Source organism: Prosthecobacter debontii, assembly GCF_900167535.1.
GTDB lineage: Bacteria > Verrucomicrobiota > Verrucomicrobiia > Verrucomicrobiales > Verrucomicrobiaceae > Prosthecobacter > Prosthecobacter debontii.
The window spans coordinates 568,225-592,142 of sequence record NZ_FUYE01000001.1 but is presented as its reverse complement, the minus strand read 5'-3'; the positions used below and the strand labels follow the sequence as shown (position 1 = coordinate 592,142).

Genomic DNA, 23,918 nt, shown 5'->3' with positions numbered 1-23,918 from the left:
GAAGCAGCCTCTCTCCGCACCCGATGCAGTGAAGGGCGTCCAAAGCTACCGCCAAGGGGAACCAGCTGGTGGCAAATCGACCATCGCGGCGGCGCTCGGCTTGGCATCGATGGATGAATGGGGACAAACTCGAATGATTTTTCTTACGTGTATTGACAAGACAGGGTCAGGGATTATGGCTGGATGTCAGTGTCCGAGCCTATGAGTGCTGCATTTCCCTCGCGCCTACCCTTTGTCATTGGAATCACGGGCCACATGGATATCCACCCAGATAGGGAGTCCGAGGTCAAAGAGCTACTGGTAAGCATCTTCTCCTGGTTGAGACAAGGCCAGCTTCCCGCCACAGAGCACCTCACGAAACCCAAGGAACGGGAGGGACTGGGGCTGGACAACACGCCGATCATTCTTCTGAGCTCATTAGCTCCTGGCGCGGACCAAATCGCCGCCCAAATCGCGATGAGTAAGGGCATCGAGGTCCGTGGTCCTCTGCCATTTCCTCACCCGCTCTACCGTGAAGCCAGCACTTTTATTCGTGGCGATGGGCAGGCCCAAAATGACAAACGCCTCCAAGACTACGATGATCTCGTGCAAAGGATCTGTGAGAACCAGCTCTTCCATGTGCTCATGGCTGAGGATATCGGCCTCACTAAGGATGAACTCAAAGCGCGTTTAAAAGCCGATCTGTCAGATCGCACCCGCCGCAATCTTCGTTATCGCGCCGCCGGGGAATACATCTCCGCCCACTGCGACATCCTCATCGCCATCTGTGGGCAAGCCACCGAAACGGAAGCCGTGGTCAATGCCCCTACGCTCCCCCCCCTGGCTCAGGCAGGGGCGCAGCACATCGTTCACTCCCATCTCCACGGCCAGGAGCCCGGCATCCTACCTCTGGAGACAGCCCTCTCCTGGGCGGATAACGGGCCCGTCTTCCGCATCTACTGCCCGAAAAAAGGCACCCCTCCCTCCAACCCACCAACGCCGACCTCGCTGGCCATCTGGCACCCGCGGGACTCCGCCATCCCTGAGCAATTCGAGGAGCAATGGCAGAAGCGTGAGATGGAGTCTTTGCGTCAATTTGCTCAGCACCTTGAGGCTGTGAATCGCGAGCTGCCAAACATCGCTGAGGATCAAAGCCCGGGTCTCCTGAAGACTCCAAAAACCTACCGACCCCAGACGACCTTGGAACTGGGTTGGGCTGCCATCGTGTCTTTTTTCACGCGTCTTTGGAAGGGTCTCATCTCGCTTTTTAGCGGCCCTGAAGACAAGCCCAACCCCCCACGCAATCACCTTGACCTACGTCTGGAAAACATGGCCCGCCTGCGGCGTGCGGTGACGAAGCTCAACTACAAATACGATGCCAGAATCAAGTGGCTAAGCACCGCGTTCCTGATTGCCTTTCTGTTCGCGGTGGTCAGCCTACAGCTTTTTGAAAACCTGCCTGCAGAGGGTCCCATCCCTGCTTGGCGCAGCGCTCTGTTCATTCTTGCCGCCCTTTCCGTGATCGGCTGTTATGCCGTCCGGGGGTGGTTTATACGGCGGGGTTATTTTGATCGACAGATTGATTATCGGGCTCTGGCGGAGGGGCTGCGGGTGCAGTTTTATTGGAGCGCGGCAGGTCTGGGTTTGTCCGTGGCCAATCACTACCTTCAGCGCCTGCGGGGAGACACTTCCTGGATTCGTGCCGCCCTGACCGCCGTCTCCAGCCCGTTGCAAAAAGACGGTCTCAGCTTTCGAAAGCTCGATGCTCAAAAGAAAAATGATCGCCTCCAGGCCATCTCGAATGGTTGGCTCGGTGAGCAGCTTTTCTACTTCAGCCGAGCTTATCATCGGCAGTCGCTCCGTCAGCAACGGGTCGGCACCGTGGGGCTCATTTTGATCTTTACAGGGGTCACGTTCATTGGCGTCTTAGCGTTCATGCAGGCGAGGCCCGCCAGCGACTTCATCGGGCTCGTGACCCACTGCTGCCAGGGCGTTCCGTGTTGGTCACCGCTAGCGTGGTGGTTTGGCGGGGCTCTTCTGCTCTGGCTTATCGTGCAGGTCACCACGCTGATGACTTATCGTGTCTATTACGGTGGAGGAAAACCGAACTGCTGCGTGAAATTCTCTGCACTCCTCCATTACGGCCATCATTGGAGTTATCATCTCATCGCCGGGGTGCTGCTGGGGTGGGCTCTGCTCTGTGTGCATTGCCACTACATCTTGCCTGACACCCCCGCGCCAGCCAACGGCGATCTCGATCAGCATCTGAATGATTTCAAAGCGTGGGCCACCATGGCTAAAAACATCCTCATTGCCGGGTGGGCAGCCGCGACAGCCTACAACGTCTTCAAGCATGCGGATGAAAACACCAAACGTTATGCCGCCATGCGGGATCTCTTCCGTGCGGCAAAGGCACGCATGGATCATTTGCTCAAGCAGCACCTAGAGGCGATTGCACACGGAAATGAGAGCGAGCAAGAGCGTCTTTTGAAGGCCATGCAACAGCATCTGGCCGCCCTTGGTCAGGAAGCTTTGCAAGAGAACTCCGACTGGCTCCAGATGCACCGGATCAAACCTGTGGAGCCTCAGCTCCCCGTGGGTTAAAAAAACATCCTTGGCACCGCCCCCCTGCACCTGCTTTCTTACTCCCCAGCGCCCTCATGAAAGCCCTCTCCATTTTCGTTGCCATGCCCTACACCGATATGGGGCCGACGGCTAAATGGAAACGCCCTGCGGATGCTGAACGCCAATATCACCGCGTGAAAGAAGCGGTGAGTCAAAGGCTGAATCGGCAGGTGGAACTCGTCTTTGAAAAAGATCGGCGGCAGGGCGGCTCCGTGCATCACACCATGTATAAGGCCATCTATGAGGCGGATGTTTTGATCGCCGACCTCACCGGGGCCAATCCGAATGTGGCGTTCGAGCTCGGTACCCGCTACGCTCTGCGCCGGTCCATCACCATCCTCACCTCCCAGGATGATAAGGTGCCTTTTGACCTCGTAGGCATCCGCCTGGTGCGCTATGCCAACCGCCCCGATGAAGACTTTATCCAGGAGGTGGCCGAAATCATCGAGGCCGGGCTGGCGACGGAAAATCTCTGCGATAGCCCGCTCATCTCCGCCCTGGATCTCCAGGTGGTGCCGCGCCGTGATTGGGAACGCGTGGCCGGTATCCGCGTCGCTGCCGCGCTTAACTTTGCTGCTGATCCCTCCGTGCCCAGCAAACAAAGGCTTCAGGCCGTGGCCCAGGCCACCGAAGACGATCCCTTTTCTCTGGAAGCTCGGCTGGCACTCATCCGCATTCATCGGGAGCGGCAGGACTACACCTCCGGGTTGGAAGCCATCGACGAAGGCATGGCTTACTTTTCCAAAACCTGGCAGCTTCACCATCAAAAGGGGCTCATCCTGGATAAGATGGAAGGCCCCCAACATTTGTTGGATGCCATCGCTGCGTATCGGGAGGCTCTCGCCCGCCATCCAGACAGCCCTGACATCCACTCCTGCCTCGGCGGCTCCCTGCGTCGCCTCGCCTTCAGGCATCAGGGCCAGGAGCGTCAGGACCTGCTTCTCCAATCCCTGGATCAATACAAGCATGCCGTGTCTCTGAATCGTCACGACACCTATGCCGGGCTCAATACCGTGCGCCTGCTCCTGCTCATTCGCGGTCACAGCGCCCGGGACGATGCGGAGGTGCTCGGTCACATCCAGCGCATGTTTCACCTCTGCGCCTTTGAGGTGACCGATGCCAGCCTGGGTCAAACTTCAGGCCGCTGGTGGTCGCTCTTCGACTACGCCGATACCTGCATTTTTCAGGAAAAACTCACCGATGCCCTGGATCGCTATCACGAGGCCATCGACCTTATCCCCACGCCCAAACGCAAAGAAATTCTCATCTCCCCGCAGCGGACTTGGAATGAACTCATCGAGGCCGAGGTCCTCAATGCCGAGATGAAAAAAGGCGCCGAAGAAGTCCTGAACCTGCTCAAGAATCACACCGGTCCCTGATTTAGCGCGGCTCATGATGAAGCTTTGATCTCGTTGCCGGATAACCCAGCTCCCGAGTGAGGGGGCGCCCCTCGGGCCAGGCTTTTCCATGAATCACCTTCGAACACATCGATTGTTATTCTCACATTTTTTAGCGTCCTCATGTTCTCCCATCAGGCGGGTTATCCGGCAAGTTGATCCAGCGAGTCAAAGGAGGTCCATAGCCGGACAAACCCACCCTACTGTGGCCTTGGCGCGTCAATTGTAGGCGTAGCGCCTCTCGATCATACAGTTCCGCCGCAGCCTCGTCGCCGGATGCTTTTTCGGCAATAGCAAGGTCATGGAGTCGCGCTGCAACATCCTCGCTTTCCGTGAAAAAGCTGCGGAAAAGATCCAGAGCTTCACGGTCTGCAGCAATAGTGGCAGGATAATCCTCCTTCCCGTAATGACCCTGACCCATGAGCCATCCCCCTAAATTCCCGCAAGTTTGGCACTTCTGCGCTGTTCATGGGGAGATAGACCAGACCATGATGATCCCACCCCGACTGTTGTTTGCCTTGAGCTTCTTTGGTTTACTTGCCCCGACCTTGAAAGCCGAAGGACCGGTGAAAATCGAAGCCCAACCTAACATTAAGTATGCCCGCCACGGGGAGCGTGAGATGCAGTTGGATCTGTATCGGCCAGCAGGGGTCAAGGAGGTGCTTCCGGCGATTGTGTGCATCCATGGCGGTGGCTGGTATAAAGGCGACCGCAGCAGCATGACGAAACTGGCGCAGGCGCTGGCCGAGCAGGGTTTTGTGACGGTGAGCATCAGCTATCGGCTCTCTGGCGAGGCGAAGTTTCCGGCGGCGATTCAGGACTGCAAAGCCGCCGTGCGGTGGCTGCGGGCGAATGCGTCCACGTATGGCGTGAAGCCGGAGGCCATTGGCGTCACGGGGTTATCCGCAGGGGGGCATCTGGCGGCGCTGCTGGCCACCAGTGGCGGCGTGGCGGAACTGGAAGGCCCAGGGGGAAATGCGGAAACCTCCAGCGAGGTGCAGGCCTGCATGGCCATGGGCGCGCAGAGTGATCTCGAAAGCCCCCGCATCGGTGAGTTATCCTCGCGGGCCGATGATCCGTTTTATCGCACGTTTTTAGGCGCACCTCAGGCGGAGATGCCGCAGGTGTATGCCCTGGCTTCACCCCGCCATCATTTGGACCAAGCCGACCCGCCCTTGGCCTTCATGGCCGGTGAGCTGGACGATGCCAGCACGCATGCGGACGAGACGCGCAGGGATCTCCAAAAGCTCGGCATCCCCACCGGGCTGACTCTGATCCCGAAAGCCCCGCATGCCTTCCTGAATCGGCCTGAAGCACTGGCTGAATGTGTGAAGGTGAGTGCGGCATTCTTTCACCAACACCTCGATGCCCAATGAAACGATGGATTGCCCTGCTTGGCTTGGTTTTAAACTCGCTTCTTCAGGCGGTGGAAAGGCCTAACATCATTTACATCAATTGCGATGATCTCGGTTATGGAGATCTGGCCTGTTATGGGGCACCGGATATCTCCACGCCGCATCTGGATCGCATGGCGCAGGAGGGCACGCGGTTCACGGACTTCTCCGTCACCTCAGCCCTGTGCACGCCATCGCGGGCCTCGCTGATGACGGGCCGCTATCCAGGCCGCACCGGGTTGGCGGTCGGTGTCTTAAGGCCTGATGCGGAGAACGGATTGGCTGCGGATGAGCTCACTCTGGCGGAGGTGACCAAAGGGGCCGGTTATGCCACGGGCTGCATTGGCAAATGGCACCTGGGTTTCAAGCCCGGCATGCGCCCGATGGATCAAGGCTTCGATAGCTACTATGGGGTGCTGCATAACCTCGATCCGCAGGAAACCATCGTGTTTGAAAAAGAAGGTGGCATGCCGGTGCTGCGCGGAGACACCGTGGAGAAACGCCCGGCGGTGCCTGCGGAGATGACCGGCCTCTACACCGCCGAGGCGCTGAAGTTCATCGAGACACATCAGGCCAAACCCTTCTTTCTGTATCTCGGGCACGCCATGCCGCATCTACCCTTCGATGCTTCGCCCAAATTCAAAGGCAAGTCGAAGCGCGGTCTGTATGGCGATGTGGTGGAGGAGCTGGACGACAGCACGGGACAGATTTTAGCGAAGTTGCGCCGCCTCGGGCTGGCGGAGAAAACCCTCGTGATCTTCACCAGCGACAACGGGCCCGAGCGCAAGACCTCAGGCACTGCTGCGCCTTTGAGCGGCTCGAAACACACCGTCTTTGAAGGTGGCCTGCGGGTGCCCTGCATCGCCTGGTGGCCGGGGCATGTGCCTGCGGGCCGCACCTGTGGCGAATTCCTCAGCACCCTGGACGTGCTACCCACCCTCGCAGGCCTAACGGGAAGTACTCTTTCCCAAGATTTAAAGCTGGATGGTTCTGATATCCGCGAGGTCTTACTGAAGGCCAATGGCAAATCTCCACGCACCACGCTCTACGCTCTTTACGGCTTCAAGATCCGAAGGCTGCAATCCATGCGCGAAGGCTCTTGGAAGCTGCACCTCACCCAGCCACCCACCCTTTACCAACTCACGGAGGATGTGGCGGAAACCCATGATGTGGCTGCTGAGCATCCCAAGGTGGTCCAGCGCCTGATGCAGCTCGCCGAGCAATACCGCCGCGACACCGGTGCCGAGGACGCTTCACGCGTGCCGTGAAGGAGGCTCAAGAAACGTGCGTACGAAGCTTAGCGGTGACTCCATCGCGACTGAGAGCACCTGCTGCGACGGCTAGAGTGAGCAGTTCCCAGTCTTCGCTATCCTCGGCCGTGGTATAACCATTCAATTTGAGAAAGACGATGCATGCGCCGAGAGCCACTCGCTTATTGCCATCCACAAAAGAATAATTGTTACAGAGATAAAATAAATAGGCACCCGCGATTTCGATCAAATCCTGATACGGCGAGACACCTCCAAAGCTAGCACGCGAAGCAGCGACAGCCGATTCCAAAAGAGGAAGATCACGCAAGCCCGATAAGCCGCCGAATCGCTCGATGGCTTCGCTGTGGATCTCCATCACGATCTCAACCGTGAGATGGAAACAATTCTCAATGTCCCTCTTCACGCGAGTTTTTTCATGGTTCGGGCATATTGAACCATCGTTTCTCTCACGACTGCACTGATCTCTTCTTTGGAAGGCTGTGAGACCATGGGGGTAATCGTGATCGTCCCTCCCGAATGCACCTCGACATTCACATCATCACCCACTTTTAAGTGAGCAAGCTGGAGCAAGGCCGAGTCGAAGATAATCCCCTGGGAATTGCCGATTTTAGAGATGGTCTTAATCATGGTAAAACGATGTATTACTTACCGAAAAGTCAAATCCATCACTCCCTCCGATTTAGAGTGGCACTCCGGCCTTCGTTTGGGGGAATATAGATAGAAGCCATGAATCGTTCTCTTTTTCCCTGCGCTGGAGCCCGGGCTCTGCATGCGCCGACACGGCGTGAGTTTGTCTATGGACTCGGCACTTCTCTGGGCAGTGTCGCCCTAACGTCGTTGATGGCTTCGGAGGCGAAGGGGCCGCTCGCTCCCAAACCGCAGCAGGTGCCGGCCAAGGGAAAGAACTGCATTTTTCTCATGATGGAAGGCGGGCCGAGCCACATCGATTGTTTCGATCCCAAACCCGCTTTGGAAAAGCTGCACCTCAAGGAGTTTGTGCGGGAGGGCAAGATGAAGTCCGCCATGGAAAGCGGTAAGCGCTACTATGTGCGCAGCCCCTTCAAGTTTGCCCAGCATGGCCAAAGCGGAGCCTGGATGAGCGAGCCCTGGCAGCATCTCAGCAAGGTGGCCGATGATTTGTGTTTCTTTCGAGGGTGTCAGGTGGATAGCGTCAATCATCCCACAGCGATGTATCAGATGAACTGTGGCAATCGCTTCGGCGGTGATCCCGCCTTAGGCGCATGGGTCACGTATGGCCTGGGCTCGCCCAATCAAGACCTGCCGGGCTTCATCGTGCTGCCAGAGATCAGCTATCCTCAGGGAGGCAGCGCCAACTGGAGCAATGGGTATCTACCCGCCCATTTTCAAGGAACACCCCTGCGCCCCAAAGGCAGCCCGATTCTCGATCTGCGACCACCTGCGGGGATCTCCCTTGAACACCAGCGCGCCAATCTGGATCTCCTGGCCAAGCTTAACCAAAAGCACGTTCAAGACCATCCTTGGCATGAGGAGTTAAAAGCCCGCATGAACAACTATGAGCTGGCTTTTCGCATGCAGATGCAGGTGCCTGAGGTCATCGACATCGAGCAGGAAGATGCCCGCACGAAGGAAATGTATGGCATCGGTCAGGAGGCCACAGATGCCTTTGGCCGCAAGTGCCTGCTGGCGCGCAAGCTGGTGGAAAAGGGCGTGCGCTTTGTGCAGCTCTACGCGGGTACTTGGGACAGCCACGACTACATCGAGCGTGCGCATGGCAATCTCATCCGCCAGGTGGATCGGCCCATCGCCGCTTTGATCCAGGATCTGAAGCAGCGAGGCATGTTGGAGGATACGCTCATCGTCTGGTGCGGTGAGTTTGGCCGCACGCCTGACAACGGGGTGCGTGGGGGCACCCAGTATGGCCGGGATCACAATCCTAAAGCGATGACGATCTGGTTCGCCGGTGGCGGTGTGAAAGCTGGGCACACCATCGGTGCCACGGATGATCGTGGCATGGAGGCCATCGAAGAAGTGCGGCACGTGCGCGATGTGCATGTGACTCTGCTTCGTTTGTTAGGCCTCGACGATAACAAGCTGACCTTTTACCACGCCGGCCGCTTCAAGCAACTCAGCCAATTCGGCGGGCAAGTGATCGAGAAGTTGATCGCTTGATCACCCTGAAAATCTTTGAGTTATTCCAAGGGGTCCAGCGAGCGCAAGGACTCCACCTTGGATTCTAGATCGAGCACGATGCGGAATCCGAAATCAGCCTGAGCACGAGTGCTCCGAGTGCCCTTACGAAACTCAGGGCGCATTTCATTAAGCCTACCCGTGGCCCAGGAGCCGCCACGCAGGCAAAAGTAATCTGGCGGAAATCCGAATCTTCCGTCCAGCCGAGTCATCGTCCACTCCAGCACATTGCCGTGGAGATCGAAAAGGCCATAAGCGTTGGCTGGAAAGCTACCGACGGGTGCCGTGCAGGGGTAGCTGTCTTCCGCAGCATCTGCGGGGCGGCGCAGGGGCCAGAGCGCGAGGCGTTTGACTTCTTGGCCAGCAAAGTTCCCGGTCGGCAGCAGATTCGGTTCTGTCGAGAGACGATCTGAAGCATAGGGGCCAGCATCGTCGGTGATGCCTGCGGCAAAACTCCACTCGGCATCCGTGGGAAGGCGATACACTTGCCCTTCTTTCAGCCAGCCGAGATCATGTTCATGGCGGGTCAGCCAGGCGCAAAACAGCCGTGCTTGGGCCAGGCGCATGCCACAAACGGGATGATCAGGCGTTTGGCTAAAACCTGGTTTTCGCCAATTCGTCAGCTCCTTTTCGGACGACACGGCCGGGGTGTTTTTTGTGACCTCACGTCGTTCTGAATAGATCTCTTCTTGCAGTGAAGGTAAGAGCGCCTGGTTGAGGGCTGTAAAGGCTTCATACTCCTTCACCCTTGTCTCAAATTGACTGAACAGCAGACGCTGCTTCGGCACCGGGACTGGCACGAAACTCATGCCTAAACTGTTACGCCAGGGACGCTCTCGGCTCGCTTTCACCGCATCACCGCCGCTGCGTGAGAGCAGGTAGGCGGGCACATGGCGCTCACTGATCCAGGAGCCGACGGCGGCCCCGAGGCCGAGGGTGGCAAAGATGGCCGCCAGGGTCATCAGCTTCCGGCTGCGCACGCGCTTCACGTGGCCGCGCTGGTGCTCTGCGGCGATCTTTTCCACGGCCGTGGCCATCTCCTCCACGGAGCTGAGGCGCCGCTGGGGATCATCGGCGAGAGCATGATTGATGATGCCGTCGATCTTTTTGCTCAGGCCTGTCTTTTGCGACAGCGGGGTGAATTGCCCCATGGGCACGGAGCCGGTGAGCAGCTCATACAGCAGCACGCCGAGCGCATACACATCTGCACGGGCATCGGCTTGCCCGGCGCTGCGTGTCACTTCCGGGGCCACATAGTAGGGGGTGCCAAAGGTATCTCGAGTCTGGGTGAAACCGTAGGAGGAGGCGCTTTCCACCAGGGTTTTAGCCAAGCCAAAGTCCGCCACCTTCACCGTGCCATCTGCGCCGATGAGGATGTTGGCCGGCTTGATATCCCGATGCACAAAGCCGCGCTGGTGGGCATGACTGACACCGGCGCACACTTTCAAAAAGATATCGAGGGCACGCTCCAGCTCCAGACGCTGAGCCCGCAGCAGGCGGCGCAGGTCACAGCCATCCACATACTCCATCACCAGGAAGTGGCGGCCATTCACCGTCTCCCCATGATCCAGCACGCGCACCACGTTGTGATGGCTGAGCTGAGACAGGGCGGCCACCTCCGCCTCGAAACGTCCGGTCACTTCCGGGTCACGCGTCAAGCGGCCGGAGACGACCTTCATGGCCACCACGCGGCCACGGGCGGTGAGCACGGCGCGGTAAACCTCTCCCATACCGCCCCCGCCGATGAGCTCCTGGATCTCATACCCCTGCACATTCAGAGACAGCGGCTCCTTTTCCTCGATCTCAGCCTCCAGGTTGGCAAAGAGTTGGCGCTGCATGTTCTTCGCCACACAGGCAGGGCAGACACCGCCCACCAGCATTTTGCGGGCGTAGCTTTTGCCACAGCGCGGGCAGGCGATCAGGCTGGCGTTCGTATCACTCAAAGCTTAGGACACTCATGAGATAACGCAGTTCCTCATCCGTGTCAGCTTCGGGAGAGAGCGTCACGGCCACTTCAGAGCGCAGCTCTTCGGCAAAGCGGCGTCTGGCACGGTGCACCTCCAGCTTCACCTGGTTTTCCGTCATGCTCAGGGTCTGGCCGATCTCGGCGTAGGGCTTCAGCAGGTCCGGGCAGATGAGTCCCTCTTTCAGCGCCTCAAACACCGCCGTGCGGCCCCGCTTCCTGTAGCGCTCCTCCAGACGATCCATGGCATGCCGAACCACACTCCAGGCCCAGCGGCGGTCAAACCATTGGTCAGCGGCATCCGGCTCGCTCGGCACATCGAAGACCTCCACATCATCCATGGAGACGAAGGTTTTTCCTCCGCCGCGTTTTTGCCGCGCAGCATCCCGGCGCACCGTCGTCAGGTGATTGCGCAGGGACTGCCGCAGGTAGCTGCGCAGCCTGCCGCGCTCTGGCGAGACATTGTGCAGGCCTCCACCCTGGATGAAATGGGTCATGAACTCCTGAGTCTCATCCAAGGCTTCTTCACGATCACACCCCAGCGCACGGAGGTAGGTGTAGATGGCGGGCCAGTAACCCTTGCACAGCTCCTCCAGCGCCGCCTTTGAAGCCGCATCATCACCTTCCCGCGCCATGACCACCTGGGTCCAGGCGGTAGCAGGGAAAGAGGCACGAACAGTCGATTGAGGGCGCGAAGACATTCCGGAGTGTGGACGATTATCACGACTCCAGTGCGCCTGAACAGATCAATTAGCAAGTGCCTGCCTGAGCAAACACGCGCTGCATTCTGCAAGAAAGCAAACTGGTATTGGTTATACCGATTTTGAGTTTCAATCCCAATCTTGTTCTGAGTCCGCGGATCAAATTTCCCAGCCTTTGCGGTAGGTCTTGGTTAGCAAGGCGTTAGCCTCAGGAAAGTTCTTAAAGCTCAGCTTCTCCGCATCCCATTCCAAGATCTTCGGCTCGAGTGGATCTCCCGTGCGGGAGTCGATGGGGCCGGTGCAAAAACGTGTGGCCACATTGCCCAGCTGCACGGTCTCGGAGAGCGGGCCTGCGTAGTGGAAGCCATCGCTGGTCTTGCTTCCTGACAAACAGGCGTCCACCCACACGTGCCAGTGGCTCAGGCCCTGCTCTTTGGGGTATTTGAAACCAGTGAATTTCTCAGTTGGATACAGGCGTGGGCCCGCCACATGGCCTAACACCATGTTGCCCAATTCACCGATGAAGAGGGAGCCACTCTTCGGCAGTTCCAGGTTATCTGGCATCTTCGCCAGCTTACGATCCGGGCGCAGGCCGCCATCGCTCCAGGTCACTTTGAGGGTTTTCTCGGCGGTCAGTTGATTGCCGGGGAAGACGTATTCCACTTCCTCCGTGGTCGGCCAGATGTGTTGATTGATGCCGCTGTTACGGGCGGTGATCGTCAGCGGCGCGTTCAGACCCAGGGCGGTGAAAACAGGATCGAGGATGTGGCAGCCGAAGTCGCCCAGCGCACCACCGCCGAAGTCCTGCCAGTCACGCCAGATGAAGGGGTGGTAGCAGGGCGCATACTCACGCATCGGCGCACCGCCGATCCAGAGATCCCAGTTCACATTCGCAGGCACCGGGGCACCGGGCAGGGGCTCGAGCCGTTTGTTGCGTTCATTGCCAGTCACGGCCACCCAAGAGTGCACTTCCTTAATCTTCCCGATGGCCCCCTCCTTCAGCAACCGTGTGCCCAGGCGATACTCAATGGCGGAGTGAATCTGATTGCCCATCTGGGTAACGACTCCGGCCTTCTCCGCCTCGAGGCGCATCTGGCGGGATTCCCAGACGGTGTGGGCCAGTGGCTTCTGGCAATAGACGTGCTTTTTCAGGCGCATGGCCATGATGGCCGCCTTGGCATGCATGTGATCCGGCGTGCCTACGGACACGGCGTCGAACTTATCCCCGAGCTGCGCATACATTTCGCGAAAGTCGGTGAAGTGTTGCGTGCCGGGGAACGCCTCATCGACTTTGTCAAAGCGCTGGCTGTCGATGTCGCAGAAGCCCACATACTTCACCGCCGCATGGGCACCGATGTTTTTGATGTCGCTGAAGGCCATGCCGTTGGCTCCCACAGACACGACCTGGAGCTTGGAGTTCGGGTTGGCAGATTTCACCACCGCGGGGAAGGCCACGCTGGCGGCGGTGAGGGAGGCATTTTTCAGGAAGGAACGGCGGCTGACAGTGGGCATAAGTGCCAGAGACTACGTCCCCCTCTCCTAGCTGCTTGCAGCCGCCCACTCACGCATGCGCTGGCGCATGGAGGCCAGTCCATTCAGTCGGGTGGGCGACAAAGCCTTATGGAATGAGCATCCAGACCAGATTTCAGGCTCTACCACAGCCACTTCAGCCGGTGCCGAATCCGTGTAAAGATGGCACAAAAGCGCCACAAGTCCGGCCACCATGGGCGAGTCCGCCGCACAGCGAAAATGGCTGCGTCCTTCCGGCGTGAGCGCGCAGTCCAGCCAGACCCGGGAGACACAGCCCGGCACGAGCTGATCCTCCCGCCGCTCCTCCTCCGGCAGGGTGACGGCGGGGATGAAGGAACTCAGTGCCGCCAACCGCTCCTGCACGTTTTCGATCAGGTTCAGGTCGTCGATGAGTTCCGCTTGTTTCTCCTTCAGGGTCATGATGGGCTCAGCATGCCGTCGGTTTGCGCAGGCGTCATCTGTTTTACTGGCGGAGGCTAGCCGCTCCGTTTAAAACCCCGCATGTCATGGAACCGGGAAGAGCGTGAAGAAAATCAGGAGCGCGTGCAGCGAGAGATCGCCAAACGACGCGCGCGCGGGGAGAGCCTCACGCCCTTAGCCGCGCCGAAAGGCAGCAAGAAACTCTGCCAGACCTTTTGGGCCCAAGCCTGGTGCCGCCATCTGGAGCGTTACTCCCACTATGAAGCTCGCTTGCCTGCGGGGCGGAGTTACCTCCGCAACGGGCAAGTGCTGGACCTCGTCATCGAGCCCGGCACGCTCAGCGCGGTGGTGGCGGGGGAGCATCTCGAGGATACGCTCATTCACATCCGCCCGCTGGATGCCGCGCACTGGCAGGAGCTGGTGCAGGCCGCTCAGGGACAGGTGAACTCTTTGTTAGACCTGCTCACCGGCAATCTCGGGGACGGGCTGTTGAAAATCCTGACTGAGCCTGAGACCGGACTTTTCCCTCAGCCGAAGGAGATCCGTTTCGACTGCTCCTGCCCGGATCATGCGGATCTCTGCAAGCACTCGGCCGCCGTGCTCTACGGCGTGGCGGTGTTGCTGGATACGCAGCCCGATCTGCTATTCACGCTGCGCGGGGTGAATCAGGCAGACCTCCTGCCCGCTGCGGGGGCTGCCTCTGCAGAAACCTTGAGTCCAAACTCCGGCGCAGGGGAACTGCAAGGCACCGATCTCTCGGCCCTGTTTGGCATTGATCTGGCGGAGTGACGCACCCGCCTGCAAGGGACTTTTTCTAAAGAGCGGGCGAGATGCCTGAAGGAAATGTCCGAGCTGAACCGATGACATTTGGCTTAAAACTCGCCGCAAGCCTGCCTTGTGACAGCAACCTCGGCGTGCTATTGAGCGTATTCCACCCTTTACCATGGCTGAATCTCAACCTCGTTTCCGCACCCTCCTCATTCTTGGCGCTCCTGGCAGCGGCAAGGGCACTCAGGGCAAGGTGCTCGGCTCTATTCCACGCTTTCATCATTTGGCTTGTGGCGACGTTTTCCGTTCTCTGGATACCCGCACGCCGCTGGGGCAGAAGTTTGTGGAATACTCGAGCCGTGGCGAGCTCGTCCCCGATGACGTGACGGTGCAGCTCTGGCGCGCGAACATCAAGCAGCGCGTGGACTCCCATCAATTCAAACCGGAGATCGATTTCCTGGTTCTGGATGGCATCCCGCGCAATGTGGATCAGGCTCGATTCATGGAGGAGGATATCGAGGTGCTGAAAGTGTTTCACCTCTCCTGCCCCGACCGCACGGAACTGGCCCGCCGTCTGCGCAAGCGTGCCCTGAAGGACAACCGCTTCGATGACGCCAACGAGAAGGTCATTCAGCACCGTTTCGCCACCTATGAGGCTGAGACGAAGCCGATCCTGGACTACTACAGCGGGGATCGCATTGTCGAGATTGATGCCAGCCAACCGCCTGCCAAGGTGCTCTACGATATCCTGGCCGGGGTCATGACCTTGCAAGCCTGGAGAGACATCGAACAGATGAAAATCTGAGCCTTCCTGGGAACCTGATCTGATTTCATGCGCATCCTTTTCATTGGAACCGGGGACATCGGCCTGCCCTCGCTGGAGTGGCTTCTCTATACCCCGAAGCACAAGGTCGTGGCCGTGGTCACCCAGCCGGATAAACCCGCCGGTCGCAAGCTGGTGCTCACGCCTCCGCAGGTGAAAGTGCGGGCGCAGGCCGCAGGCATCCCCGTGCTCCAGCCGGAAAAGATCCGCCATGCCGTGGAGGAACTGAAAGCCTATGATGCCGACGTGGCCGTGGTGGTGGCCTATGGTCAGATCCTGCCGCGCTCCGTGCTGGACGTGCCCAAGCTCGCCTGCCTGAACATTCACGCCTCCCTTTTGCCCAAATATCGCGGTGCGTCGCCCATCCAGGCGACGATCCGTGAAGGCGATGCCGAAACGGGCGTCACCATCATGCACATGGATGAGGGGCTGGACACCGGTGACATCCTGCTGATGGACCGTGTCACCATCGAGCCCAGCGACACCGGCGGAACCCTGCATGACAAACTGGCCCTGGCCGCTCCCGCCAGCCTGGAGGAAGCGCTGGACCTCATCGCCTCCGGCCCAGCTCCGCGTAAACCTCAGGAGAACGACTACGCCACGCACTGTGGCAAGCTGAAGCGTGAAGACGGTCGCTTGGACTGGACCCGCAGTGCCGTGGAACTGGAGCGCCTTATCCGGGCCTACAATCCCTGGCCGGGCACCTTCACCCTGCTGCCTGGCAGCGGTGAGAAACCCGCCCCGCTGAAGGTGCATCGCGCCCATGTCATCCCCGAAGCTGAAACCTGCCCGGCTCCTGGCACGATCGTGAACAGCGATCCCAAAACCGGCCTCATCATCGCCACCGGCTCAGGACTCCTGGCCCTGGATGAAGTGCAGGCCGAAGGCGGCAAGAAGCTCCCTGCGGGCGATTTCCTGCGCGGCAAGCCGCTGGAGGTGGGGACGGTGCTGGGGTGAACTGAACAGATGAAAACGGGCGAGGCGCGATTGCTGTCGCGGAGCGTCCCGGAGTGCGATGGCAGAGAGACAAGGGGCAACCCTTGCCTCGACGACACCGCTCGAGACGAGGCCGTGTTGTTGAGTCGCTAGGAAAGGCAGTGGCTGAGCTAAACGATAGTTTGATGGAAGCGGCTATCCCCAGGAGCGGTGTCGCGCTTGAGCGCTTGCCACCGCATTCCTGGACGCTCCGTGAAATGCTCCACTTCACCTCCGCTGCCCCCTCACCGCATTCCAGGCCATGCCGAGGCCGCCGAAGACGAAGAGGAGAGGAAACCAGATGGAATAGAGGGCAGCGCGGGTGTCGTGCTTCAGCACGGTCTGCGCCGGCTGGGCGGGGTTGACATAGCAGGTCGTATCCAGGCCGATCGGGTAGCTCTCCAGCTTCTTGCGGGCGTTTTCCTCATGCTGGCTGGCGGAGTCCACGCGTTTGATGTGAGAGCCAGTGCGGGTTTCCCCCTCATAAGTGAAGGTGTAGCGCACCTCCGCCTTGAAAGCCGGATTGGAATGGGGTGTTGGGCGCTCACTCACCACCTGAGCGGAGATGATGCGGCATGGGGTGGCCACCCAGCTGCGGGTCTCCTCCGCACGCTGCCAGGCGGTCCATAGCACCCAGGTAAAGAGCAGGCCCGCCAGCGCTAAGAAGAAGCCCATACCAGCCAGCCAGAGGCGGCCCGAGAGAGAAGAATCTGTGGAAGAAGACATGAAAGGGGGAGGGATGCTTTGACTAGCCCATGCACGTGCTGCATACAAGGAAGTTGCACTTTGTCACATAATGGCCCTCGCCTCTGAAATCCCTCTACCCAATACCCTGCCTCCGCGCTGGCTGCTGAAGCCTGTGCCCGAGGGAGCGGCGGAATTGGCGGCGGATACAGGGCTGCCTCTGTTACTGACCACCCTGCTGACTCAGCGCGATATCAAGACCACCGAGCAGGTGCGGGATTTCCTGGTGCCGAAGTTGGCCAGCCTGGGAGATCCCACGGTGCTGCCGGAGATGAAGGTGGCCGTCGAGCGTATCCTGAAAGCCGTGGATGGTAAGCAGCGCGTGGCCCTCTACGGGGACTACGATGTGGATGGCGTCACCTCCATGGCACTGATGCACCTGACTCTGAAAGCCTATGGCTTGCAGACGCATCTCTTCCTGCCCTCCCGTATGGATGAGGGGTATGGCCTGAGCATGGACGGCTTCGCACGTCTGTTTGAGGAGTTTGGTAAGCCGGATCTGCTCATCGCCCTGGACTGCGGCACCACCTCGATCAAGGAACTGACCTGGCTCCAGGAGCAGGGGGTGGATTGCGTGATCGTGGATCACCATGAGCTCTCGCCCTTTGGCCGCCCGCCTTGTGTGGCGCTGGTGAATCCGAAGCTGGGCGAGGATTACCACTATTTCTGCACCGCCGGGCTGGTCTTTAAGGTGGCGCACGCGCTGCTGAAGACCCGCCGCATCGACTTCGATCTCAAGGAAGCGCTGGACCTCGTCGCCCTCGGCACCGTGGCCGATCTCGTGCCGCTGGTGGATGAAAACCGACTGCTGGTGCGTCGTGGTCTGGAGGCCCTGGCGCAGACGGAGCGGATCGGCCTGCGGGCGCTGAAGGAAACCGCCGGTGTGGATGGCTTCATCCAGACGCATCATGTGGGCTTCCGCTTGGGGCCGCGCCTGAATGCCGCTGGTCGCCTCGATACCGCCTCCACCGCCCTCCAGCTCATCTTGGCGGAAGATCCGCTGGTGGCCTCGGAATACGCCGCCCTGCTGGAAAGCCACAACCGCGACCGCCAAGCGGTGGAAATGGACGTGTTTACCGAGGCGGAGCAGCAACTCCTGGCCATGGGGGACCTCGCCAATATCCCCGCTGTGGTGCTGGGTTCGCGCAAATGGCACCCGGGCGTAGTCGGCATCGTCGCCTCCCGCATTTCCCGCCTCGTGCATCGCCCCACGATTCTGTTTTCCTTCGATGAAAACGGTATGGGCAAGGGCAGTGGCCGCAGCATCCCCGGTTTCTCATTGGTGGAGGCGATCGAATTTTGCCGCGAGCACATCGTGCGCGGGGGTGGGCATGCCATGGCCGCCGGAGTCTCCGTGCATGAGGACAAGCTGGAAGTCTTCCGCGAGCGCTTTTCCGAAGCCGCCCGCCTCGCTCTCAGCACCGAGGCTCTGACGCCCGTGCTGGAGATCGATGTGGAGGTGCGTCTGCGGGATCTCTCCCTGGAGTTCCTGCGCAACTACAAGCTGATGGAACCCTTCGGCCAACGCAATCACGAGCCGCTGCTGCTCTGCCGCCGGGTGATGCCGCGTCTGCCGGGCCGCTTGATGAAAGAGAAACATCTGCGCGTGATGCTGAGTCAGGATGGCGCCAGCATGGAGGCCCGCTGGTTCAATGCGCCGCTGAAGAATCTGCCGAAGCCGCCCTGGGATGTAGCCATGCGGGTGCAGCGGAACTTCTGGCGTGGGGAGGAGCAGTGGCAACTCACCCTGGATGCCGTGCGCACCGCTCAGGTGGACTGAAGGAAGCAGAGAGTTGCATGCAGAATGCAGATTCGATATTTGCCGAACGCCGCCGCTCCTTTATTGTGATTGGAAATAATCATGATTCATGAAATCCGCTCTGCCGCTGAGTGCATCTTGCGCTGGACGGCCCTCTGCACGCTGGTGGGGATGGGAGCGGTGACCCCGGCAGCCGAAGCGGAATCAGCGAATCTCAAGAAGGTCACCATCCAGCTCAAATGGCATAACCAGTTTCAATTCGCCGGTTACTACGCCGCAGAGAGCCAGGGCTACTACCAGCAGGCGGGGCTGGATGTGCAGCTGAGGGAGGGAAACCCCAGCCGTCGTTCTCTCTCCTCCGTGCTCGCGGGAGAGGCAGACTTTGGCGTGACGGATTGTGATGTGCTGCTGGCCCGCCTTCAGGGGAAGCCGGTGGTGGTCTGTGCGGCCATTTTTCAGCACTCGCCCTACATCCTCCTCAGCTTAGCCTCCAAGGGCATCACCAAGCCCTCCGACCTGGTGGGCAAGCGCGTCATGGTCTCCACCGATCAAGGGGAGGCGGAGGTGCGCTCCATGATCATGCGGGAGGGGCTCCCCGGCGGGCGCATCAATTTTTTACCTCACACCTGGAACAACCGGGATCTCATCGAAGGCAAGGTGGATGCCATCTCCGCCTACAGCACCGTGGAGCCGACCCAGCTACGCCTCCTAGGGCATGAGCCTTCCAGCATCCGCTTCAGTGACTACGGCGTGGATTTCTATGGAGACACCCTTTTCACCACGGAGGCGCTGGTGAGGCGTGACCCGGCTCTGGTGCGCGCCTTTGTCCAGGCCTCCATGAAAGGCTGGGAGTATGCCATGGCCAATCCTGAGGAAATGGTGGAACGCATCCTGATCATGCCGGGCGTGAAAGAGCGCGGCATCACCCGCGAACACCTCACCACGGAAGCCCGGGAAATGGTGCCGCTCATCCAGGCCGATCTCGTGGAGCTCGGCCACATGAACGCAGGCCGGTGGGAGCGCATCGCTCACGCCTTCGTGGAGACCGGCATTGTCAAAAAGGTGGCGAACCTGGATGGCTTCATGTTCTCCTCCGTCTTCGCGCCTGACTTGCGCCCCCTGCTGTGGGGCCTAGTTGTGCTGGGGGTGATCGTCGGACTCTCCACCCTCTGGACGGTGCAGCTTCGCCATGAAGTGGAACTGCGCACCCGGGAGGTGAAAGAAAGCCAGCACAAGCTGTCCTCCATCCTCGACAACACCTTTCTCCTCCAGGGACTGCTGGATGCTGAAGGCCGCATCCTCGAATCCAACAGCACCTCCCTCTCCTTTGCCGGCGTGGAGCGCCAAGCTGTGCTGGGAAAATGGTTTTGGGAGACCGCCTGGTGGGCTCACTCCACCACCGAGCAGGAAAAACTCCGCCGCGCCGTGCAGCAGATCCAGCAGGGGCAGGACTGCGTGCGCTTTGAAACCGCGCACCTGGATCGCACCGGTGCCGCCCATGTGATCGACTTCTCCATGCGCGGCGTGCGCACGGAGGACGCTAAGCTGCACTACCTCATGGTGGAAGGCTACGACATCACAGACCGCAAACGCGCCGAGGATGCCCGCCGCGTTTCAGAATCCAATCTGCTGGCCCTGCTCGAAAATAGCTCCGGTGCCATCTGGTCCCTCGACTCCCGCCTGCGCTACCTCGCCTTCAATACCCGCTATCAAGATCACATCCTCACCCTGGGCGGTAAAAAGGCCCAGACCGGGCTGCGTGTGGAGGAGGTGGAGCCCGAGAGCCACCTCAGCCAATGGCGCCCTCACTATGAGCGAGCCCTGAAAGGCGAGCGCTTCAAGGCCACCTTCGACCAAGAAGTGCGCGGAAAAGCCCGGGTCTATCAAGCCTCCTTCAACCCCATCCGCCACGGCGGCGAGGTCACGGGCGTTTCGATCTTTTGCGATGACGTCACTGAGCAAAAACACATGGAGGACCAGCTCCGCCAGTCCCAGAAAATGGAAGCCATCGGCCAACTCGCCGGAGGCGTGGCACATGATTTCAATAATTTGTTAACCGTCATTCAGGGCAATGCCTCCCTGCCCAAGATCATGAAGATGACGCCGGAAATGATCAACCGGGCCTTCAATGAGATCCTGGACGCCGCCAACCGCGCCGGCAGTATGACCAGCCAACTGCTCACCTTCAGCCGCCAGCAGCCCGTCAACCGAGTCTCACTCAATCTTAATCAGGTCGTCTCGGATATGAACCGGATGATCCAGCGCCTGATTGGGGAGCACATCCAGGTGAATCTGCGCCTCAGCCCCGTGCCGCCCGTGGTGCATGCCGATGCCAGCATGATGGAGCAAGTGGTGCTGAACCTCGCCGTCAATGCCCGGGATGCCATGCCGAAAGGCGGCACGCTCACCCTCACCACCCGGCTGCTCCCGCTGAAGCAAACCCCACCGCAAGCCCCCGTCGGCGCCGAGCCTGGCACCTATGTCTGCCTAGAGGTGCGGGATACCGGCATCGGCATCTCCGAGGAGCACCTGGAGCGCATCTTTGAGCCCTTCTTCACCACCAAGGAAGTGGGCCAGGGCACCGGCATCGGCCTGGCCACCGTGTTCGGCATCGTCCAGCAGCATCACGGCTGGGTCACCGTGGACAGTCAAGAAGGTGCAGGCTCGACATTCTGCGTTTTCTTCCCTTTACTGGCCACACCTGTGCAACCCACCGCCCCAGAAGAGCCCGCTCCACCTAAGCCCACCACACCATGCAGCACGGCCACGATCCTGGTCGTGGAGGATGAAGCCACGGTGCGAAACATCGTGAAACATGTGCTCACCAGCCATGGCTACCAAGTGCACGAGGCCATCAACGGCCCGGAAGCCCTGGCGCTCTGGCCCAAGATCCGCGCGAATGTGGATCTCGTACTCACCGACATGGTGATGCCCGGCGGCATGACCGGCCATCAACTAGCCCAACAATTGATGCTTCAAAAACCTGAAGTCAAGGTCATCTACACCAGCGGTTATTCCGCAGAGACCTTCCGCCGCCAATCCGTGCTATCGGATGAGGCCGTACTCCTGCGCAAGCCCTACACCGCCGCGCAACTTCTGCAGGAAGTCCAGCGCCTCCTGCATGAGAAGGCCTAAACCATTCCCGATCTCAGTTAGCACCCAGTTCCTTGCTGCGCTCGGTGGCTTTACGCACGGCTTGCATCAGGGCATGGCGGAGACCATGGGCCTCCAACTGCTCCAGCCCTGCAATCGTGGTGCCCCCTGGACTGGTGACTTCATCCCGTAATACACCGGGATGCTTGCCAGTTTCCATCACCATCTGAGCTGCACCCGCGACAGTCTGTGCTGCGAGGCGTAACGCCGCCGCTCGGGGTAGCCCCATCAGGACGCCTCCATCGGCGAGGGCCTCAATGACGGTATAAACATAAGCTGGTCCGCTGCCGCTGAGGCCGGTCACCGCATCCAGTAGCTTCTCGGAGACCTCATCCGCCGTGCCGACACTGCCAAGGATCTTCACCGCCTGCTCAGCATCCGCCGGTGTGGCTAGGGCCCCTCGCGCGAAAGCCGCCGCACCCGTCGCCACCAGAGCGGGAGTGTTCGGCATGCAGCGGATGACCCGCTGTGTACCCCCCAACCAAGCTTCCAAATTCGCCAACGAAATACCTGCGGCGATGCTGATGTAGAGACGGCTGCCAGAGACGGTGGCTAAGCTCTCGCAGAGGGTCTTCATATCCCCAGGCTTCACGGCCAGCAGGATGATGTCTGAGGCTGCCGCCACCTCCGCCGGTGTGCCGGTCGTAGCGGTGCAGGCCAGGGATTGGCGCAGAGCATCCACAGCGGCAGGCACCACGTCACTGAGCGCCACTGAGAGTTCCGCTTGGCCCAAAGCCTTTTCCACACCGCGCAGGAGCGCGCCGCCCATTTTACCGCAGCCGATCAATCCGAGTTTCAACATGGCGCGATGGTGGCGGAGACCGGCGATTCACGCAAGAGGAGATCATCTCTCCGGTTCCGAGGGATGATCGGTTGACGGAGCGGCCTGAGGCCAAGCTTGGAGCCCGGTGATGGGGAGGCAAGCATCCGCTGCGACGCGCCATGGGTCGGTGCCCGCTTTTTGAAACAGATTCCACAGGAGTTTCTTCCCCTCGGGATCAGCAATGCTGCCCGGCACGTTACGCCACAAGCCCAGACGCAAACCGCCTTCCTGAGAATGATCCACATGGCGGTGATAGATGAAGGCGTCCACGGTGGGCAGAAGACGGCACTTCTCCCAAGCATAGGCGTAGGCAGCCGCTTGGAGCTTTTCCCCCTCAGGGATAGCGAGGGTATGAAACCCCTGCTCGGAGAGAATGATGCGTCTTGGTTTGCCTTCATAGAGCAGCTCAGGCCGAGCCAAATGCCGAGGCAACACTTCCAGGTTCTTGAAGGTGACTTTAGGACTGTCATTGGTGGTGGTAACCGTCTGGTCCGCCCAAGCACGCGGGTTTCCCAGATCCTCTGGATAAGGATGCCAAGCCACATGCCAATCCAAGTCGCCACGCTCCCGAACCAACCGTGCGAAGGTATCCAGATAATTTCGGCCCGCGGTGGCCTCCTGGACACTGATGCCTGCCATGGCCTGAGCCCAATGATGATCGAAGGACACATACAAACGCGCCTGCTGAGAAGCACTCCGTACGGCCTGATGAATGATGCGGAAGGCGGTCTCGTAATGACTCGCCGCCTGCTCCAAGGGCATCGCCCCCAGGTTATACCAGAGCCAATGAGAATTGACTTCATTGCCGACAATCCAGCCCCACACACGTCCCTTTTCTGGATGAGCTCCAGACCATCGCTCTGCCAGCAGCTCGATCACCGCACGTAGATAGGCACGCCCCATCGGCGTCACGCTATTGAAAGCTCCCACGCTATACTTGTGATCTGCCCTGGCGGAGGGATGGATCACGATGGTATCCCGCGCTGCTTCTTGAGATGGATAGGCGATCAGGATCAAATAAACGATAACGCCACGCTCGGACAGCGGTTGGATTTGCCGATCCAGCGACGCCAGATACTCGTCATTGAATGCAAATCGATGTCCCTCCACCGTGCACACGGAATGCCCGGGCTTCTGCTCGAGATCCAATAGTGCGCTCAAGTTTACATTGATACCGGCATGGTGGATACCGAGTTCCAACGCATCTGCCACCATCTGCACCTGAAGGCCCTTGATGTTGGGTGCCTGAGGAAAGGCCTCGGAGTTGACCTCCGCCTGAACCACCCCGATGCCGAGCAAAACCGAAAGAATAAAACGCCGCATAAACAAATGATGAGGCCGCAGATTACGTATGATCTGAGAAAGTTCTCACCCATCGCAATAAAAAGGGATGGGTGGTAGAACCACCCATCCCCCATCACGAC

Annotated in this window: 19 protein-coding genes; 10 read left to right on the top strand and 9 right to left on the bottom strand. The window is 59.6% G+C overall.

Annotated elements, in window-relative coordinates; genetic code table 11:
* Nucleotides 1-201: 201 nt before the first annotated feature.
* From B5D61_RS02365 to B5D61_RS02345, 4 genes are all read left to right on the top strand, one after another.
* Nucleotides 202-2,583 carry a hypothetical protein gene (locus tag B5D61_RS02365; protein WP_078811678.1) on the top strand — a complete coding sequence of 794 codons (2,382 nt, stop codon included), beginning with the start codon at nucleotides 202-204 and terminating at the stop codon, nucleotides 2,581-2,583.
* A gap of 56 nt (nucleotides 2,584-2,639) precedes the next feature.
* Nucleotides 2,640-3,983, top strand: a complete 1,344-nt coding sequence (locus B5D61_RS02360) for a tetratricopeptide repeat-containing protein (RefSeq protein WP_078811677.1) — start codon at nucleotides 2,640-2,642, stop codon at nucleotides 3,981-3,983.
* Between the two features lie 437 nt (nucleotides 3,984-4,420).
* Nucleotides 4,421-5,377 carry an alpha/beta hydrolase gene (locus B5D61_RS02350; RefSeq protein WP_078811675.1) on the top strand — a complete coding sequence of 319 codons (957 nt, stop codon included), beginning with the start codon at nucleotides 4,421-4,423 and terminating at the stop codon, nucleotides 5,375-5,377.
* Nucleotides 5,374-6,663, top strand: coding sequence for a sulfatase family protein (locus B5D61_RS02345; RefSeq protein ID WP_176159179.1), 1,290 nt, complete (start codon nucleotides 5,374-5,376; stop codon nucleotides 6,661-6,663). Before B5D61_RS02350 ends, B5D61_RS02345 begins: the two co-directional genes overlap by 4 nt.
* A 7-nt stretch (nucleotides 6,664-6,670) precedes the next feature.
* Here the strand turns inward: B5D61_RS02345 and B5D61_RS02340 are convergent, their stop codons facing one another.
* Together B5D61_RS02340 and B5D61_RS02335 are read right to left on the bottom strand one after the other, a co-directional pair.
* The gene (locus tag B5D61_RS02340; RefSeq protein WP_078811673.1) at nucleotides 6,671-7,069 is read right to left on the bottom strand and encodes a type II toxin-antitoxin system death-on-curing family toxin; all 399 of its coding nucleotides are present in this window, start codon (nucleotides 7,067-7,069) and stop codon (nucleotides 6,671-6,673) included.
* Nucleotides 7,066-7,293, bottom strand: a complete 228-nt coding sequence (locus B5D61_RS02335; protein ID WP_078811672.1) for an AbrB/MazE/SpoVT family DNA-binding domain-containing protein — start codon at nucleotides 7,291-7,293, stop codon at nucleotides 7,066-7,068. Before B5D61_RS02335 ends, B5D61_RS02340 begins: the two co-directional genes overlap by 4 nt.
* Nucleotides 7,294-7,392: 99 nt before the next feature.
* Between B5D61_RS02335 and B5D61_RS02330 the strand changes: the two genes are divergently transcribed.
* Nucleotides 7,393-8,817: a DUF1501 domain-containing protein gene (locus tag B5D61_RS02330; RefSeq protein WP_078811671.1), complete on the top strand. Its 1,425-nt coding sequence runs from the start codon at nucleotides 7,393-7,395 to the stop codon at nucleotides 8,815-8,817.
* A 20-nt stretch (nucleotides 8,818-8,837) separates the two neighbouring features.
* On the opposite strand, the gene B5D61_RS02325 is transcribed toward B5D61_RS02330, so the two are convergent.
* From B5D61_RS02325 to B5D61_RS02310, 4 genes are all read right to left on the bottom strand, one after another.
* Nucleotides 8,838-10,778 (bottom strand): bifunctional serine/threonine-protein kinase/formylglycine-generating enzyme family protein, encoded by a 1,941-nt coding sequence (locus B5D61_RS02325; protein WP_078811670.1) that lies wholly within the window; start codon nucleotides 10,776-10,778, stop codon nucleotides 8,838-8,840.
* Entirely contained in the window at nucleotides 10,771-11,499 is a 729-nt protein-coding gene (locus tag B5D61_RS02320; RefSeq protein WP_078811669.1) for an RNA polymerase sigma factor, read from the bottom strand. The genes B5D61_RS02325 and B5D61_RS02320 overlap by 8 nt, the downstream gene beginning before the upstream one ends.
* Before the next feature lie 159 nt (nucleotides 11,500-11,658).
* Complete coding sequence (locus B5D61_RS02315) at nucleotides 11,659-13,011, bottom strand: Gfo/Idh/MocA family protein (protein WP_139373011.1); 1,353 nt, start codon at nucleotides 13,009-13,011, stop codon at nucleotides 11,659-11,661.
* Nucleotides 13,012-13,038: 27 nt separating this feature from the next.
* Complete coding sequence (locus B5D61_RS02310) at nucleotides 13,039-13,449, bottom strand: SufE family protein (RefSeq protein WP_078811667.1); 411 nt, start codon at nucleotides 13,447-13,449, stop codon at nucleotides 13,039-13,041.
* An 81-nt stretch (nucleotides 13,450-13,530) separates the two neighbouring features.
* On the opposite strand from B5D61_RS02310, the gene B5D61_RS02305 reads away from it, so the two are divergent.
* The 3 genes from B5D61_RS02305 (at nucleotide 13,531) to fmt (ending at nucleotide 15,997) form a co-directional block, all read left to right on the top strand.
* On the top strand, nucleotides 13,531-14,238 hold the full coding sequence (locus B5D61_RS02305) for an SWIM zinc finger family protein (protein WP_078811666.1): 708 nt from the start codon (nucleotides 13,531-13,533) through the stop codon (nucleotides 14,236-14,238).
* Between the two features lie 154 nt (nucleotides 14,239-14,392).
* A complete protein-coding gene (locus B5D61_RS02300; protein ID WP_078811665.1) occupies nucleotides 14,393-15,022 on the top strand; it encodes an adenylate kinase family protein in 630 nt (209 codons plus the stop codon).
* Between the two features lie 27 nt (nucleotides 15,023-15,049).
* Nucleotides 15,050-15,997, top strand: a complete 948-nt coding sequence (fmt, locus tag B5D61_RS02295) for a methionyl-tRNA formyltransferase (protein WP_078811664.1) — start codon at nucleotides 15,050-15,052, stop codon at nucleotides 15,995-15,997.
* Nucleotides 15,998-16,243: 246 nt separating this feature from the next.
* On the opposite strand, the gene B5D61_RS02290 is transcribed toward fmt, so the two are convergent.
* A complete protein-coding gene (locus tag B5D61_RS02290; protein WP_078811663.1) occupies nucleotides 16,244-16,741 on the bottom strand; it encodes a DUF3592 domain-containing protein in 498 nt (165 codons plus the stop codon).
* Between the two features lie 70 nt (nucleotides 16,742-16,811).
* Here B5D61_RS02290 and recJ point away from each other — a divergent pair, with 70 nt between their 5' ends.
* Both recJ and B5D61_RS02280 read left to right on the top strand, forming a co-directional pair.
* On the top strand, nucleotides 16,812-18,539 hold the full coding sequence (gene recJ / locus B5D61_RS02285) for a single-stranded-DNA-specific exonuclease RecJ (protein WP_078811662.1): 1,728 nt from the start codon (nucleotides 16,812-16,814) through the stop codon (nucleotides 18,537-18,539).
* Nucleotides 18,540-18,620: 81 nt separating this feature from the next.
* Nucleotides 18,621-21,653, top strand: a complete 3,033-nt coding sequence (locus tag B5D61_RS02280) for an ABC transporter substrate-binding protein (RefSeq protein WP_078811661.1) — start codon at nucleotides 18,621-18,623, stop codon at nucleotides 21,651-21,653.
* Between the two features lie 13 nt (nucleotides 21,654-21,666).
* Here the strand turns inward: B5D61_RS02280 and proC are convergent, their stop codons facing one another.
* On the bottom strand, nucleotides 21,667-22,473 hold the full coding sequence (proC, locus tag B5D61_RS02275; protein WP_078811660.1) for a pyrroline-5-carboxylate reductase: 807 nt from the start codon (nucleotides 22,471-22,473) through the stop codon (nucleotides 21,667-21,669).
* A gap of 42 nt (nucleotides 22,474-22,515) precedes the next feature.
* Nucleotides 22,516-23,817, bottom strand: coding sequence for a DUF5722 domain-containing protein (locus B5D61_RS02270; RefSeq protein ID WP_078811659.1), 1,302 nt, complete (start codon nucleotides 23,815-23,817; stop codon nucleotides 22,516-22,518).
* Nucleotides 23,818-23,918: the final 101 nt, after the last annotated feature.

Coding starts and splice junctions, on each gene's coding strand:
- B5D61_RS02365 (WP_078811678.1), top strand. CDS start 202: ATGAGTGCTGCATTTCCCTCGCGCCTACCCTTTGTCATTGGAATCACG.
- B5D61_RS02360 (WP_078811677.1), top strand. CDS start 2,640: ATGAAAGCCCTCTCCATTTTCGTTGCCATGCCCTACACCGATATGGGG.
- B5D61_RS02350 (WP_078811675.1), top strand. CDS start 4,421: ATGAGCCATCCCCCTAAATTCCCGCAAGTTTGGCACTTCTGCGCTGTT.
- B5D61_RS02345 (WP_176159179.1), top strand. CDS start 5,374: ATGAAACGATGGATTGCCCTGCTTGGCTTGGTTTTAAACTCGCTTCTT.
- B5D61_RS02335 (WP_078811672.1), bottom strand. CDS start 7,293: ATGATTAAGACCATCTCTAAAATCGGCAATTCCCAGGGGATTATCTTC.
- B5D61_RS02330 (WP_078811671.1), top strand. CDS start 7,393: ATGAATCGTTCTCTTTTTCCCTGCGCTGGAGCCCGGGCTCTGCATGCG.
- B5D61_RS02320 (WP_078811669.1), bottom strand. CDS start 11,499: ATGTCTTCGCGCCCTCAATCGACTGTTCGTGCCTCTTTCCCTGCTACC.
- B5D61_RS02315 (WP_139373011.1), bottom strand. CDS start 13,011: ATGCCCACTGTCAGCCGCCGTTCCTTCCTGAAAAATGCCTCCCTCACC.
- B5D61_RS02310 (WP_078811667.1), bottom strand. CDS start 13,449: ATGACCCTGAAGGAGAAACAAGCGGAACTCATCGACGACCTGAACCTG.
- B5D61_RS02305 (WP_078811666.1), top strand. CDS start 13,531: ATGTCATGGAACCGGGAAGAGCGTGAAGAAAATCAGGAGCGCGTGCAG.
- B5D61_RS02300 (WP_078811665.1), top strand. CDS start 14,393: ATGGCTGAATCTCAACCTCGTTTCCGCACCCTCCTCATTCTTGGCGCT.
- fmt (WP_078811664.1), top strand. CDS start 15,050: ATGCGCATCCTTTTCATTGGAACCGGGGACATCGGCCTGCCCTCGCTG.
- B5D61_RS02290 (WP_078811663.1), bottom strand. CDS start 16,741: ATGTCTTCTTCCACAGATTCTTCTCTCTCGGGCCGCCTCTGGCTGGCT.
- recJ (WP_078811662.1), top strand. CDS start 16,812: ATGGCCCTCGCCTCTGAAATCCCTCTACCCAATACCCTGCCTCCGCGC.
- B5D61_RS02280 (WP_078811661.1), top strand. CDS start 18,621: ATGATTCATGAAATCCGCTCTGCCGCTGAGTGCATCTTGCGCTGGACG.
- proC (WP_078811660.1), bottom strand. CDS start 22,473: ATGTTGAAACTCGGATTGATCGGCTGCGGTAAAATGGGCGGCGCGCTC.
- B5D61_RS02270 (WP_078811659.1), bottom strand. CDS start 23,817: ATGCGGCGTTTTATTCTTTCGGTTTTGCTCGGCATCGGGGTGGTTCAG.